Here is a 12,470-nt window from a genome sequence, read left to right on the forward strand (position 1 = left end):
CAAAGGTCCAGCAATTCCGGGAAAATGCGAAACGTCTTTCTCCTCTCGCGTCGCTATAAAGCACGGGAATTCAGGACCGGAGAAAATCGCGCGATGTTGAAACGTGTATTCCTCGAGCACCCGCATAGCATCGATGAAAGCTACGGCGCGCATCTGCGCACCGCGCTGTCGTTCTCGATCGTGATGTTCGGTTGCAGCCTCGCCGCCGCAGTTCATGCCGTCTTGCCGTGCCTGTTCAAATCGACTGCCAGCAATACAATCGCGCAATTGCATCACACGCTCAGCGTCCGGAGCCGGAAATCACGTGAATGAATACCGCGGCCGACGACAGGTTTGGCGCGCGTTTTCCGTTGAGGCGCAGTCCGGCGCGCCGTAGCGTCTGCACGAACCCTGCAAAAACTGGGCCGCGGCGGAAACCGACCTTTATCAAAATACGAATGCGCCGACGCAGCGCATCAAAGAGGATGCCCGAGCATGACATGTGAACATCACGGCTGCGAACCCCACGTTTCACGCCGCAAGCTATTGCAGGCGGGCACATTTGCTGCTGGCGCAGGCGCACTTCTTGCCGCCAACCCGGTCGCGGCCCGTTCGGCCGGGGCCGGCGGCATGCCGGGGATCGCCGCCCAGCCCGGAACCGCTGCCACCGACAGCAGGGCGAGGTTCGCACCTTCGACGGACTATCTCGGTATGGCCAAGTCGGCAGCCGACTGGATCATCGCCAACAAGACCACGGACGAATACGGCGCCTATTTCCCCGCCGACCCCGCCAACCCGAAGCGGGTCTTCATCGCCGATTCCGCACCCGAGTGCTTTTATTCCGGAATGGCCGGGATGATCGTCACTTTCGCAGAGCTGGCACAGAAGACCGGGGAAGCCCGCTATCGTGACGCCGCGATGGAAGGAGCAGAGCGGCTGCTGAAACGCTGGCCCGAAATCGCCGCCAAGCCGATACCGGCCCTGGACATGCGCTGGGCCATTACCTTCGGCATTGCCGGAATAGGCATGGCGCTTCACCAGGTTGGCACGATGCTGGGCGAACCGCGCTATACCGCTGCGCTGCGCCCGATCGCCGAACGGATCGTCGCCGCTGCCGATCACGGCAATCCCAAGGGCACCTGGACGGAATATGCCGGTTATCTCACGGATGCCGGTACCGTGCTTTTCTTGGTCCAGGCTGCAACTCTGCTGCGCGACAAGAAGATGATGAGCACCGCGGTCAAAGCCGGCGATCGCCTGATCAGCCTCGCCACCGCGCAAAGCGACGGATCGCTGGCCTGGAAGATTTCCCACAACCCTGCCTATCCCGAACGTTTCTATCCCGGCTTCGAATATGGCCAGGCGGGCACAGTCTATACGCTGGCGGCGATCTACGAAGCGACGCGCGAACAGCGCTTCCTCGATGCAGCAAAGCGCGGCACACAACATCTCATGGGCCTCGCTGTCGGCAATGATCAGGCGGCGCTGCTGCCCTATGCCCTTCCCGACTGTCCCGACCTGTTCTACCTAGGCTTCTGCCACGGTGCGGCCGGCACGGCCCGTCTGTTCTACAAGCTTCACAACATCACGGGCGAGCGCATCTATTTCGATTGGATGACGCGCCTGGCGAACGGCATTCTCGCCACGGGTGCCCCGGAACTCGAAAGCCCGGGCATGTGGAACACGGCCACCCAGTGCTGCGGCGTGGCGAGCCACGTCACGCTGTTTCTTGGTCTCTGGGCGCGTTACGGTAACGAGGACTATCTCGAAATCGCGCGCCGGTCGGCACGTACCATATCCAGCCGGGCCAACAACCTGGACGGCAAGGGCGACAAATGGTTCATGGCCTGGTCGCGGGTCGATCCCAATATCGTCAACGCCGAGACGGGATACATGATTGGATCAGCCGGCATCGCTACCGCGCTTCTCCATCTGCATCTTGCGGAAAGCGGCCGCTACGACGTCACGATCCCCTGGGACACTCCGTTTCCCCAGCGTCGGGTCTGATCCGGCCAAAAGCCCCGAAAAGCCGACTCGAACGCGGAGTACGCCTGCGGGCGTAGTTCGGGGTAACGCATCCTGCCTGTCACGATTTGACGCACCCGACCCTTGAGCGCGGCAAGGCCCTCGATCGCAGCGCGATAGCGTTGCAGTCTGGCCACCCCGCAAGCGCTGCAATCAAGGGGCTGGTCCCGCTCAGACCCTTGCAGACAGGCCTGCCGCCGCAATACCGGCGAGCGCCGCCTTCTCATCGTTGTCGCTGGTGTCCCCGGTGACTCCGACCGCGCCCACCAGCTCGCCTCCGTCAACCTGGATCAAAACGCCGCCCGCCACAGGGATCAAACCAGCTGCGCTGAGCGCTCCGGCCGCACTGATCAGCATGGGGCGCTGTTCGGCCATTTCGGCGATGGCACGAGACGACATGCCAAGCGCGAGGGCGCCGGTCGCCTTCCCCGTGGCAATCTGTGGGCGCAGATTTGAGGATCCGTCCTCGCGGGCCAAGGCGACCACGTGCCCGCCAGCATCGAGGACCGCAACCGTCAGCGGCTTGAGATTCATCGCCCGACCTTCCTTAAGCGCGCCGGCGACGATTGCCTGCGCCTGGTCCAGGGATATTCTGGTCATACTTGAAAGCTCCTCGGTTGCAGTCAAAATCATGCGTGCAGCCGCGGCGCTGAAGCGTCGTACTGCTGTATGGAGGGTGATCTCCATCCAGAAGGGCTGGACGACGGGAATTTCCGGTTCGTCGCATGCCTGCCAGTGACCACGGCTGCTTGCAGCGTGCGATACGGACTTGCGAGCGACACGAGCGGACGACCGTGCCGGATACGCAACATACGTCGGTGGATCCTGCCGCGATGATATCACCGCAACCACGTTCAGCAACCCGATCTCCGCCCTTCACTGGGCCGCGGAGCGCCTTTGAGCCCGATATCACATCCGTAGCAGTTCCTGGTGCAAGAGCCGCCGCATTCCTTTGCAACTTGATGTCATGAGAGTTCTACCAACCTCGTCATCAAGGTGCGCAGGCGCCCAATAACTTGCGGGGCGCCTTCACTCGAAGCCGCTCCTTCGCAACTGGAGGATCGAATGGATCTTGAACTTGAAGGAAAGCGCGCGCTGGTCACCGGCAGCAGTTCAGGGATCGGCGCGGCAACCGCCCGCCTTCTCGCCGCCGAGGGCGCCCGGGTCATGGTGCACGGTCGCGACCGGGCGAAGACCGAGGCGGTTGCGCAGAGCATCCGCGATGCCGGGGGCAAGGCAAGCCACGTGATCGGCGAACTGAGCGAGGAGTCAATCTGTGCCGAGGTAAGCGCTAAGGTCCTTGAAGAGTTCGGCGGGATCGACATTCTCGTGAACAATGCCGGGGGGTTTGCGGCTTCGAACCGTCCCGACACGACCGCGGAGAGCTTTAATCGCAACTGGCTGCAAACGCCGTGGGATGACTGGCGCTGGACGTATGAGCAGAATGTCGGGTCGACGGTGCGCCTGATTCAGGCTTTCGCGCCCGGTATGATAGAACGCGGTTGGGGCCGCATCATCAACATGTCCAGCGCATCGGCAACCCAGACCGAGGTCGATCTGGCGGATTACCAGCCCGCCAAGGCTGCTGTTACCAATCTCAGCAGCGGTCTTGCCAAGTCGCTGGCGGGTACTGGCGTGACGGTGAATGCCGTGTCGCCCGGCGCGATCGCGACCGAAGGCGTGCGCGAAGGCTTCGTCGAATGGGCGAAGCAGCTCGGCTGGACAGAGCTCGACTGGCCGACCGTCGAACGTCGCTTTACAAGTGAAGTGGTAGTCCAGCCGACCCGGCATTTTGGCCGGCCCGAGGACATCGCCCGCATGGTGGCATTCCTTGCCAGCCCGCAGGCCAGCTACATGACGGGCTCGAACTATCGCGTGGACGGCGGCCTGTGCCGCTCGATCAACTGAGGAGCGTGACGATGACTGAAATCGAAACACTTCTCGCGATAGAGGAAATCAAGCGCCTCAAAGCGAAGTATTGCCGCTGCGTCGATACAAAGGACTGGGAAGGATACCGCTCGGTCTTCGCCGATGATCTGGTGTTCGATATCACGGCGGACATGCCCGACGCCGGCGTGATCGTCGGCGCCGACGCCGCCGTCGCCATCCCCGTTGCCTCGCTGACCAGCGATGTCACTTCGGTGCACCACGGCCATTGTCCGGAAATCGAGATCCTGTCGCCCACGACCGCCAAAGGCATATGGGCCATGGAGGACAACCTGATCTGGAGCGCCGACAGCGCAACGCCAGGCCAGCGCATGAACGGTATGGGTCACTACCACGAGACCTACGAGAAGACCGACAAGGGGTGGGTCATCAAGACCTTGAAGCTCACCAGGCTCCACGTCGACTTTACGCAGGGTGCCTGAGAACGGTCGGTTCGTGGCGATCGGCTGGCGGGCGCGGGTCATGCCTGCCGCGAAACAGCGGACGGAGTGCCTGAGATGAGCAGTGCGGAAGGACGTTTCGACGGTCGCGTGGCGATTGTGATGGGGGCCGGCAGCGGTCTTGGGCGCGACTATGCGCTGAACCTGCCCAGCCTGGAGGCGAAGGTCGTCGTCAACGATCTGGGCGTGGACACGCGCGGCAAGGCGGTTGCCTGCCATGCCCGCTGTGTCACGCGCGAAGGCTTCTACAGCGCGACCGCCGGCCGGTTTGCCAAGGTGTTCATTGGCGCAACCGAAGGATGGCTGCCCGACTTCGAGAACCCGCCGCTGCCCGAGGACCGGGCCGTCGGATCGTCCACGATATCGAGCGTGACGGCTATGCCATGAAGGCAGGCGACATGCTCGTCCTCGCCAGCTGTTTGCACGGTCTTGACGAAAAGCGTTGGCACAATGCCGCCACCGTCGATTTCGACCGTCCGCGCAGCACGCACTGCACCTTCGGCACCGGTGTACACAACTGCCCCGGCGCAGGCCTGGCGCGCAGCGAAATCACAATCATGCTGGAAGAATGGATCAAGCGCGTGCCCAGTTTCGGCGTAGATCCCGATCAGGACTTGATCATGGCGAGCGGTGCCGTCAACGGTGTCGTTGCCCTGCCGCTGATCTGGCCCCCGGCCCGGGTCGAACGCTTCCGCGTAATTAGGAAACATCAATGAACGCCATTGCCCGTATTTCCGACTTCGACGATCCTGGCTTCGATCCGTTCAAAACCTTTGATACGGCGGCCGGCCTGTTCGAAATCAAGGATCCCTGGCCCCTTTTCCACGAGCTGGCGGCGCGCGGACCGGTACAGGAAGGGTCCTTGCGAGAGCAGTTCGGCCTTGAGGAATTCGCGCTGTGGTCCGATGTGCCGAGCTACATGGTCTTCGGCACCGAGGCTGTTACCAAGACCTATCTGAAAGCGCCGACATTCTCGAACGAGATCATGATGCGCGTCTACGCCGAGTCTTTCGGCGCTTCTATCAATGGTATGGATGCGCCTGAACACACGCGGTACCGGCGGCTTTTCCAGCAGGCGTTCATGCCCAAGCAAGTGCTGGGCTGGGGCTCGCATCTTGTACCCGAAGTGGTCAATCGCCTGATCGATGGCTTCGTCGGCAACGGCAAGGCCGACCTCGTCCGCGAGTTCACCAGCCGTTATCCGTTCGATGTCGTCTATGCGCAGCTCGGCTTGCCCAAGGACGAGGGCGCGCTGTTTCACAAGCTCTCGGTCGGGCTCATGTGCATCATGGTCGACTATCCCCATGCCGTCGAAGCGTCGCGTAAGATGGGCGACTATCTGCTGACGCTGCTGAACGAACGCCGCCGAGGGCAAGGCGATGACATCGTGACGATGCTGGCCCAGGCAGAAGTCGGCGGCGAACGCCTGCCCGACGATATCGCGGTGTCCTTCCTGCGCCAGCTCCTCAACGCATCGGGCGACACCACGTATCGCGGCACAAGCTCGTTGCTGGTCGGCCTTTTAACCAATCCCGATCAGCTTGCAGCCATTCGTGCCGACCGCTCGCTGGTGGATCAGGCGATTGACGAGGCGTTGCGCTGGGACGGTCCCCTGACGGCGATGACCCGGCAGGCCCTTTGCGATGTGGATCTGATGGGCGTGACGATTCCGGCCGGAGCCAAGGTTGATGTCGTGCAGGCCACGCTGAACCGCGATCCTTCACGCTATCCCAATCCAGACAAATTCGACATCTTCCGCGAACAGAAGCGCCACGCCGCCTTCGCGTTGGGCCCGCACGTCTGCATTGGCCAGCACCTGGCACGCATCGAGATGAACCGCGCGGTCAATGCACTGCTCGATCGCCTGCCCAACCTGCGGCTGGACCCCGATTATCCGTCACCGGAGATCGTGGGCTTCAACTCGCGCGCACCGATCGAGCTGCGCGTGGTGTTCGATACCTGATAATGACCGTGGTGGCATGATCGACGCCGGTGGCGTCGCTTGTGCCGCCCACACTTTGCAGCCGCGTGCCTGGCTCGGGGCGGGAGCCCGGAATGCTTACGGCTGCTGCCGCGCCCCCTCCTCCTTATACGCGCCGATTGCGCCTGCAGTGCGCCATTCCGCTCTACGATAAAGATTGTAGCCCAGGCGCCTGTTGCGCCGAGGCCGACTTGAATGCTTCGCAGAGACAGCCTTAGACTTCAGATGCAGAAACACCGCGCACCGGGGCGATCGCCCCGATGGCGGTGTTTCATCATGCGTCAGAAGTCCAAACGGAGCGAAGCGCCGTAGGTCCGCGGCGGACCAAAGGTTACCGTCGCATAGCCGAAGGTCGCGAACTGGACCTGCGATGAGGTGCCGTAGTGCTTGTTCAGGAGGTTGCGCCCCCAGATCTGCAAGGTCGCCGGCGAGCCCATCATGTTCTTCCAGTTGATTGACCCGTTCAACAGGAAATAGCCGGGCAGATCGTTGAATTCAGCCCCCCCTGCCAGTTTGTCGAACGTTCCCAGCCGGTTGGCCTGGGTCGTCCGGCTGGTGTAATAGCCTGACAGTGTCGTCGACACCTCACCGGTCGCTTCGTCGGTCGGCCATACGTACGTGATCGCCCCGTTGATTTGATGCTTAGGCGTCTGGGCCGGCGTCGCGCCGCTGAGGTCGACCGGGGGAACGTAGGTCGCAGCGCCCGGGCCACCCAGCCCGGGGTAGATGAACTCGTCGAACTTGGCGTGGATGTAATTGTAATTCAGGTCCAGCGTCAGCCCTGCAACCGGCGAATAACGGGTCTCCAGATCGAGGCCGTAGATCGTTTCCTTGGCCGCGTTGACCACGCCGAAGCCAGTGCCGCCGCCATCGTAGTTGGCATTGGCGAAGACCTGCTTGCCACTGATCCTGCCGCGATAGAGCGCAAGGTTCGTGCGAAGCGGTCGATCTCCGAGATCCCAGTCCGCCTTGATGCCGACTTCGATCATCGTGTTCTTTTCCGGCTGATAGGTCGTGCGCCCTTGATCACGCAGGGTGAAGTTGGTGCCGCCAGCAAGATAGCCATGGCTGATCTTGGCATAGCCGAGCACGCGGTTGCTGAAATTGTTGGTAAGACCGAACATCCAGCTCGGAGCCTTGAAATTGGCACTCCGCGACGCTTTGCACGTTGCGGGATTGAAGTTGGCATATCCGATCAAGCTATTGAAATCGCATGGACGTGCTTGGGTCGGGAAGAAATCCGGACCGAAAATCGGGAGCGTGCCGAGTGGGGTGGCGGGATTGAACACGTTGCTGCCCGCCGTCACGTTCGAGCGGACTTCGTCCCAATTGTAGCGAAAGCCCGCCGCGGCGATCAGGGTATCGGTGACGTCGTATTCGGCGTTGGTATAAACTGCCTTCGATTCGGTTTCCTTGCGTTCGAAATTGTTGGTGCTGATGACATTGTTCGGAGCGCCAAAGGCCGCGAAGAGACCTTGCAGGACGTTGGCGTTGATACCGGTCTTGCGGCGCATGAACGAGTAATAGCCGCCTACGCTTACGCGCAGACCGAGGTCGGCGCTTGCGAAGCGCAAGGTGAGGTCGTCAGTCCACTGCGAAACCTTGTCTTCCCGGTAGACGTCCGTGTTGACGGGACGGGTGAAGCCCGGAGGATTTTCAGAATTGGTCGTGTGGTCATTGCGATAACCCAGCACGTTGCGCAGCGAAAGCGTGTCCGACAGCTCGATGTTCGTCTTGTTCTGCAAGCCGAAAAGGTCGGCCCGGCCGAACAGTTCGGGCTGGATACCAGTCAAGTTGGGCGCCATGTACACTGTATTGTAGTCGCCCACCTTGGCACCAAGATCGGGTGGGAAAATGCCGAGCGCGCTAGTGACGTACTTGACCGGCACGGCGGTGTAAGGCGCTTCGTCGCGATTGTAGTAATCGGCGATCAGGACGTTATCGAAAACGCCGCTCTTGATCGACATGGTTCCGCGCAGTGAGTAATGGTTCTCGTTCTGGAAATCCTCGGGCAGAATGCCGGCATTGTCCGGGTTCTTTACGTAGCCGTCGCGCTTGACGTAGTTGCCCGCAAACCGGAACCCGATCGCGTCGTTAACCGGAATGTTGATCATGCCTTCGATCTCGCGGCGGTCGAAGTTGCCGTAGCCGACCTTGCCGTAGCCTTCGAATTCGTCGGTCGGCAGGTTGGAGCGCACAGAAATCGTGCCGCCAGTGGTATTGGTGCCGAACTGCGTTCCCTGCGGCCCCTTGAGCACTTCGATCGTCGACACGTCATAGAACGAATTCATGATGCCCACAGTCGAGATGAGCGGCACGTCGTTGAAATAGATTGCGACACCGCCGTCGATGCCGAGTTCGGTCGAGGTGCCGCGGATCGCGAAGACCGGCACACCGCCCGTCGCGTTATTGGAAACCGTCAGGCCTGGGGTGATTGCCTGCAGGTCCTGCGCGCTGAGAACGACCTTCTGCTCAAGCTCTTCACCGGTAAACGCGGCCACCGAGATCGGCAGCGACTGCGAGGATTCGCCGACCTTGCGCGCTGTCACGAGAATTTCGCCGAAACCACTTTCGGATTGCGTCGAAGCGTCTGTCTCGGCCGCATCGCCTACCTGTGCGCTATCCTGCGCCTGCGCGGTCTGGGCCAACATGGCGATCGACAGCGCGATAGCCGAAATAGCTGCGTTCCCTGCTGAAACCTTCATCATCTATCCTTTTGCAACATCAAAGTACTCAGGCGAGAGGACACCCGAACGGACACGCGCATGTCCGGCCAGGAGTCCTTTTCTCATCCGGAAGTCGGCCCGGATCGTTTCGACTTGTCCGCCAAGGCTCCCAGCTTCCGTGACGCTGGCTGCGCTTCATCGCTGGACCGCGAATAGTCGGCGACCGACCATTCCCTTTGCCCACCCCATTTTGAACGATGCCGTTCGGCCAACGCGGAACTTTAAAATCCGCATCACCGAACCGGCGCCCGACAAGCTTTCAGGGCCGCCCCATTAGTTGGTTCTGCGCAGATGAGAATTGCTCGTCAGCGCATATTTTCTATCTGATATTGGGCCCTTGCGCAGCTGGGTGACCAACAGCGACGCGGCCCGACGCAGATCCTTTCCGGCCTGATAGTTGCCAGAAAACGCCGTTCCGCCGCGCGTTTGCGGGAGACTGCCCCGCCCCGGATTTTCCAGTCCGCCCGCTTCTTTGTCGCCGCCGATCTGTATTCATCTCATAGCTGATCAGCATGCAGGCCAGGCGTGCTTGCACTGGACAGCTATCTATCGACGTTGCCTTTGGTATCAGCAAGCAACACCGCTCGGTCTGGCGAAGGCTGCCTTTTCCCACTCCCAAGGGAAAGTCGGCGTACGTTTCATTACGGAGAGAAGCAAAATGACGACCAAGATCGGCATCATCGGTGCCAACTGGAGCCTCAAGGTCCACGGCATGATCTGGCAGCAATTGCCGGACGTCGAAATCGCAGCGGTATGTACGGCACACAAGGAAACGGCCGAGGCCGCTGCCGCGGCCTTCAACATTCCCAAGGCTTATTGGAGCATAGCCGATCTGGTCGCCGATCCCGAGATCGACATCATCGACGTCGGCAGTCGCCCTGCCTATCGCCCCGAAATGGTGATGGCCGCATTGAACGCGGGCAAACACGTCTACAATGCACTGCCTTTCGCGATCACTCTTGATCAGGCCAAGGCGCAGACCGAGCTGGCCCGCGAAAAGGGATTGATCGGTGTTACCGATGCGCAGTTCCGGTGGGGCGCGGCGGCGCTGCAAATGAAGCAGATGATCGACGAAGGATTCCTCGGAAAGGTCCTTGGCTTCAACATGCAGCTGCATATGCCGCTGTGGGAGCGCGACGGTATGATCTATCCGGCCTGCGCCTTCCCCGAAGGGGGCATGGATCCCTACCTGTGGCTAGCCGACAAGGAGAGCGGCGGCAGTGCCTGGCGCAATTTCGGCACCCATACGACCCTGCTGCTCACACACCTGCTCGGCCCCGTGGCGGAAGTCACCGGTCTGCAGGCGACGGGGTTGAAGGAGTGGCCGCTTCCCAACGGCATGGTGCTCAAACCCGATACCGCAGACCTGGGCTGCGCCGTCATGCGGCTTGAGAACGGCGCAATCGGCAACCTGCAGACGGGGTGGTGCGTACCCGACGCTGAAGTCATCCGCCTGGAAGTCTGGGGTGATCGCGGCCGCCTGCTGTATACCGATCCAACCTTCGGTGACGGGGTCAGCGCGAAACTCTATGCCGGTCCTGTCGCCCAGAAGGAATATGGCGAGTTGACCGGAGGGCCCGTCGATATCGCGCCTGAGCATTACGCCGTGCCGAACACCCCCTGGAACAAGGACAACGCCCCGGCTTATCTCGTCGAGATGAGCTGGATGTTCCACAACATGATCGAGGCGATCAAGGGCAACGCCCGCCCCTCGCCCAGCTTCGAGGAGGCGCTGCACGCGCACAAGGTGGTCATCGCGCTCGAACAGTCGAGCGATACCGGAAGGCGCGTGTCGATCGCGGACCTGTAGAAAGCAGATGCGTCGACCTGCCCTGGCATATCAGCCGGGCAGGTCGGCCATCCATGGGTGGTGGCCGGAGCGCGCCAGCGCGGCAGTCTGCCAGCCCATGGACCCGGCGGCTTCTTCAAACCGCGTCAGACGCCAATCCCATCTCCGCACCGCTCCAACGTAAGGCGGTTCGAAAACGACGGGATGGCGGCTTCACAATTCGGCAGGATCGCCCAGGATATCTTCCAGCTTCCGCACAAATCGTGCCGCGTCCGCGCCGTTTATCACGCGATGGTCATAGCTGAGCGAGAGCGGCATCATCGTCCTCGGCTGAAATGCCGTTCCGTCCCACACCGGTTGCACCTTGGTCCGGGTTATGCCCAGGATCGCTACTTCTGGCTGGTTCACGATCGGAGTGAAGGCCGTGCCGCCGATGCCGCCGAGCGACGAGATCGTCATCGAACCGCCTTCCATCATGCTCATGGGCAGGCCCTTCTCGCGCGCCTGGCTGCTGAGATCACGGATTTCCGCCGCGAGATCAGCCACCTCGCGCGTATCGACGTTCCGCAGGACCGGCACGACGAGCCCCCCCGGCGTATCTACGGCGATGCCGATATTGGCGTATTTCTTCACGATCAGGCTTTTGCCGTCTTCGCTCAACGATGCGTTGAATTGCGGGAAGTCCGCAAACGCACGGGCCATCGCCTTGGCAACGAATGCCAGCGGCGTGACCTTGCCGACCGTTCCAGCGATTGCGGCTCGATGAGTCTCGAGCTTTGTTACATCGATATCGTCATGGTGCGTGACATGCGGTATCGCCGTCCAGCTTTGGGTCAGGCGACGGGCAACGACTTGCTGAATTCGCGACAATGGCTGAGCCCTCACCTCGCCGAACTGCGCAAGATAGTCCGCGAGAGTGGGTTGTGTCATGAAGTGGTTCCTTTGCCGTTTCGATCATCTCGGGCCGTAGACCCGCTTGTCCCGAGCGCTGCGATCTTGCCCAGAACGTCGTCCGCGTGCTCTGCGCGGCAGATCAGCAGGTCGGGCATATAGACATCCCGTTGGTTATAGATGAGCGGGCTCCCGTCGATGCGGCTGCAATGCAGTCCATGGGCCAGGGCCACCGCGACAGGGGCGCAACTGTCCCATTCGTACTGCCCGCCTGAGTGAAGATAGATGTCCGCGTCGCCGCGGATGACTGCCATCGCCTTGGCGCCGGCGCTGCCCATGGCGACCAGTTCGGCGCCCAGCGCGTGAGCCACCGCCACGGCCTCGGGAGCCGGACGTGTGCGGCTGACGACCATGCGCAGCCGCTTCGCCGCCGGCGGCACCGCAACAGGCCGGTCGCTGCGCAGGAGGTCGCCGGCACCCGGCAAGGCGACGGCACCGACGGTAGCGACGCCGCTCACCGCAAGACCGACGTGAACCGCCCAGTCGGTCCTGGCCTCGCCGTATTCGCGGGTCCCATCGACCGGATCGACGATCCACACCCGCGACTTCGACAGTCGTTCGGCGTTGTCTTTCTCCTCTTCGGAAAGGAGCCCGTCATCGGGGCGCTGCTCGCGCAGGGCGTGGACGAGGAA

13 protein-coding genes are annotated in these 12,470 nt (G+C 61.7%); 8 read left to right on the forward strand and 5 right to left on the reverse strand.

The window, feature by feature from the left end:
• Nucleotides 1-93: 93 nt before the first annotated feature.
• The gene (locus tag AC3WLD_RS17775) at nt 94-312 is read left to right on the forward strand and encodes a DUF6356 family protein (protein ID WP_492558313.1); all 219 of its coding nucleotides are present in this window, start codon (nt 94-96) and stop codon (nt 310-312) included.
• On the opposite strand, the gene AC3WLD_RS17780 is transcribed toward AC3WLD_RS17775, so the two are convergent.
• Nucleotides 281-481, reverse strand: a complete 201-nt coding sequence (locus AC3WLD_RS17780) for a hypothetical protein (protein WP_492558328.1) — start codon at nt 479-481, stop codon at nt 281-283. The genes AC3WLD_RS17775 and AC3WLD_RS17780 overlap by 32 nt on opposite strands.
• Between AC3WLD_RS17780 and AC3WLD_RS17785 the strand changes: the two genes are divergently transcribed.
• The gene (locus AC3WLD_RS17785; protein WP_492558314.1) at nt 475-1,986 is read left to right on the forward strand and encodes a lanthionine synthetase LanC family protein; all 1,512 of its coding nucleotides are present in this window, start codon (nt 475-477) and stop codon (nt 1,984-1,986) included. The two genes, AC3WLD_RS17780 and AC3WLD_RS17785, sit on opposite strands and share 7 nt — an antisense overlap.
• A 189-nt stretch (nt 1,987-2,175) precedes the next feature.
• On the opposite strand, the gene AC3WLD_RS17790 is transcribed toward AC3WLD_RS17785, so the two are convergent.
• The gene (locus AC3WLD_RS17790) at nt 2,176-2,691 is read right to left on the reverse strand and encodes a GlcG/HbpS family heme-binding protein (RefSeq protein ID WP_492558315.1); all 516 of its coding nucleotides are present in this window, start codon (nt 2,689-2,691) and stop codon (nt 2,176-2,178) included.
• 378 nt (nt 2,692-3,069) lie between these two features.
• Here AC3WLD_RS17790 and AC3WLD_RS17795 point away from each other — a divergent pair, with 378 nt between their 5' ends.
• The 5 genes from AC3WLD_RS17795 (at nt 3,070) to AC3WLD_RS17815 (ending at nt 6,354) form a co-directional block, all read left to right on the forward strand.
• The gene (locus AC3WLD_RS17795) at nt 3,070-3,912 is read left to right on the forward strand and encodes an SDR family NAD(P)-dependent oxidoreductase (RefSeq protein WP_492558316.1); all 843 of its coding nucleotides are present in this window, start codon (nt 3,070-3,072) and stop codon (nt 3,910-3,912) included.
• A gap of 11 nt (nt 3,913-3,923) precedes the next feature.
• Nucleotides 3,924-4,373 (forward strand): nuclear transport factor 2 family protein, encoded by a 450-nt coding sequence (locus tag AC3WLD_RS17800; protein ID WP_492558317.1) that lies wholly within the window; start codon nt 3,924-3,926, stop codon nt 4,371-4,373.
• A gap of 75 nt (nt 4,374-4,448) precedes the next feature.
• A complete protein-coding gene (locus AC3WLD_RS17805) occupies nt 4,449-4,778 on the forward strand; it encodes a hypothetical protein (RefSeq protein WP_492558318.1) in 330 nt (109 codons plus the stop codon).
• Nucleotides 4,775-5,107 carry a cytochrome P450 gene (locus tag AC3WLD_RS17810; RefSeq protein WP_492558319.1) on the forward strand — a complete coding sequence of 111 codons (333 nt, stop codon included), beginning with the start codon at nt 4,775-4,777 and terminating at the stop codon, nt 5,105-5,107. The genes AC3WLD_RS17805 and AC3WLD_RS17810 overlap by 4 nt, the downstream gene beginning before the upstream one ends.
• On the forward strand, nt 5,104-6,354 hold the full coding sequence (locus tag AC3WLD_RS17815; RefSeq protein WP_492558320.1) for a cytochrome P450: 1,251 nt from the start codon (nt 5,104-5,106) through the stop codon (nt 6,352-6,354). The genes AC3WLD_RS17810 and AC3WLD_RS17815 overlap by 4 nt, the downstream gene beginning before the upstream one ends.
• 299 nt (nt 6,355-6,653) lie before the next feature.
• On the opposite strand, the gene AC3WLD_RS17820 is transcribed toward AC3WLD_RS17815, so the two are convergent.
• On the reverse strand, nt 6,654-9,080 hold the full coding sequence (locus AC3WLD_RS17820) for a TonB-dependent receptor (protein ID WP_492558321.1): 2,427 nt from the start codon (nt 9,078-9,080) through the stop codon (nt 6,654-6,656).
• Between the two features lie 676 nt (nt 9,081-9,756).
• Here AC3WLD_RS17820 and AC3WLD_RS17825 point away from each other — a divergent pair.
• On the forward strand, nt 9,757-10,908 hold the full coding sequence (locus AC3WLD_RS17825) for a Gfo/Idh/MocA family protein (protein ID WP_492558322.1): 1,152 nt from the start codon (nt 9,757-9,759) through the stop codon (nt 10,906-10,908).
• Nucleotides 10,909-11,100: 192 nt separating this feature from the next.
• Here the strand turns inward: AC3WLD_RS17825 and AC3WLD_RS17830 are convergent, their stop codons facing one another.
• Nucleotides 11,101-11,817: a 2-oxo acid dehydrogenase subunit E2 gene (locus AC3WLD_RS17830; RefSeq protein WP_492558323.1), complete on the reverse strand. Its 717-nt coding sequence runs from the start codon at nt 11,815-11,817 to the stop codon at nt 11,101-11,103.
• Nucleotides 11,814-12,470 (reverse strand): 3'(2'),5'-bisphosphate nucleotidase CysQ (locus tag AC3WLD_RS17835; RefSeq protein WP_492558324.1); only part of this gene is annotated, 657 nt, incomplete at its 5' end. The genes AC3WLD_RS17835 and AC3WLD_RS17830, both read right to left, overlap by 4 nt.

This window comes from Novosphingobium sp. FW305-C-111 (assembly GCF_058783565.1).

Coding starts and splice junctions, on each gene's coding strand:
- AC3WLD_RS17805 (WP_492558318.1), top strand. CDS start 4,449: ATGAGCAGTGCGGAAGGACGTTTCGACGGTCGCGTGGCGATTGTGATG.
- AC3WLD_RS17825 (WP_492558322.1), top strand. CDS start 9,757: ATGACGACCAAGATCGGCATCATCGGTGCCAACTGGAGCCTCAAGGTC.
- AC3WLD_RS17800 (WP_492558317.1), top strand. CDS start 3,924: ATGACTGAAATCGAAACACTTCTCGCGATAGAGGAAATCAAGCGCCTC.
- AC3WLD_RS17780 (WP_492558328.1), bottom strand. CDS start 481: ATGTCATGCTCGGGCATCCTCTTTGATGCGCTGCGTCGGCGCATTCGT.
- AC3WLD_RS17820 (WP_492558321.1), bottom strand. CDS start 9,080: ATGATGAAGGTTTCAGCAGGGAACGCAGCTATTTCGGCTATCGCGCTG.
- AC3WLD_RS17790 (WP_492558315.1), bottom strand. CDS start 2,691: ATGGAGATCACCCTCCATACAGCAGTACGACGCTTCAGCGCCGCGGCT.
- AC3WLD_RS17795 (WP_492558316.1), top strand. CDS start 3,070: ATGGATCTTGAACTTGAAGGAAAGCGCGCGCTGGTCACCGGCAGCAGT.
- AC3WLD_RS17830 (WP_492558323.1), bottom strand. CDS start 11,817: ATGACACAACCCACTCTCGCGGACTATCTTGCGCAGTTCGGCGAGGTG.
- AC3WLD_RS17785 (WP_492558314.1), top strand. CDS start 475: ATGACATGTGAACATCACGGCTGCGAACCCCACGTTTCACGCCGCAAG.
- AC3WLD_RS17815 (WP_492558320.1), top strand. CDS start 5,104: ATGAACGCCATTGCCCGTATTTCCGACTTCGACGATCCTGGCTTCGAT.
- AC3WLD_RS17810 (WP_492558319.1), top strand. CDS start 4,775: ATGAAGGCAGGCGACATGCTCGTCCTCGCCAGCTGTTTGCACGGTCTT.
- AC3WLD_RS17775 (WP_492558313.1), top strand. CDS start 94: ATGTTGAAACGTGTATTCCTCGAGCACCCGCATAGCATCGATGAAAGC.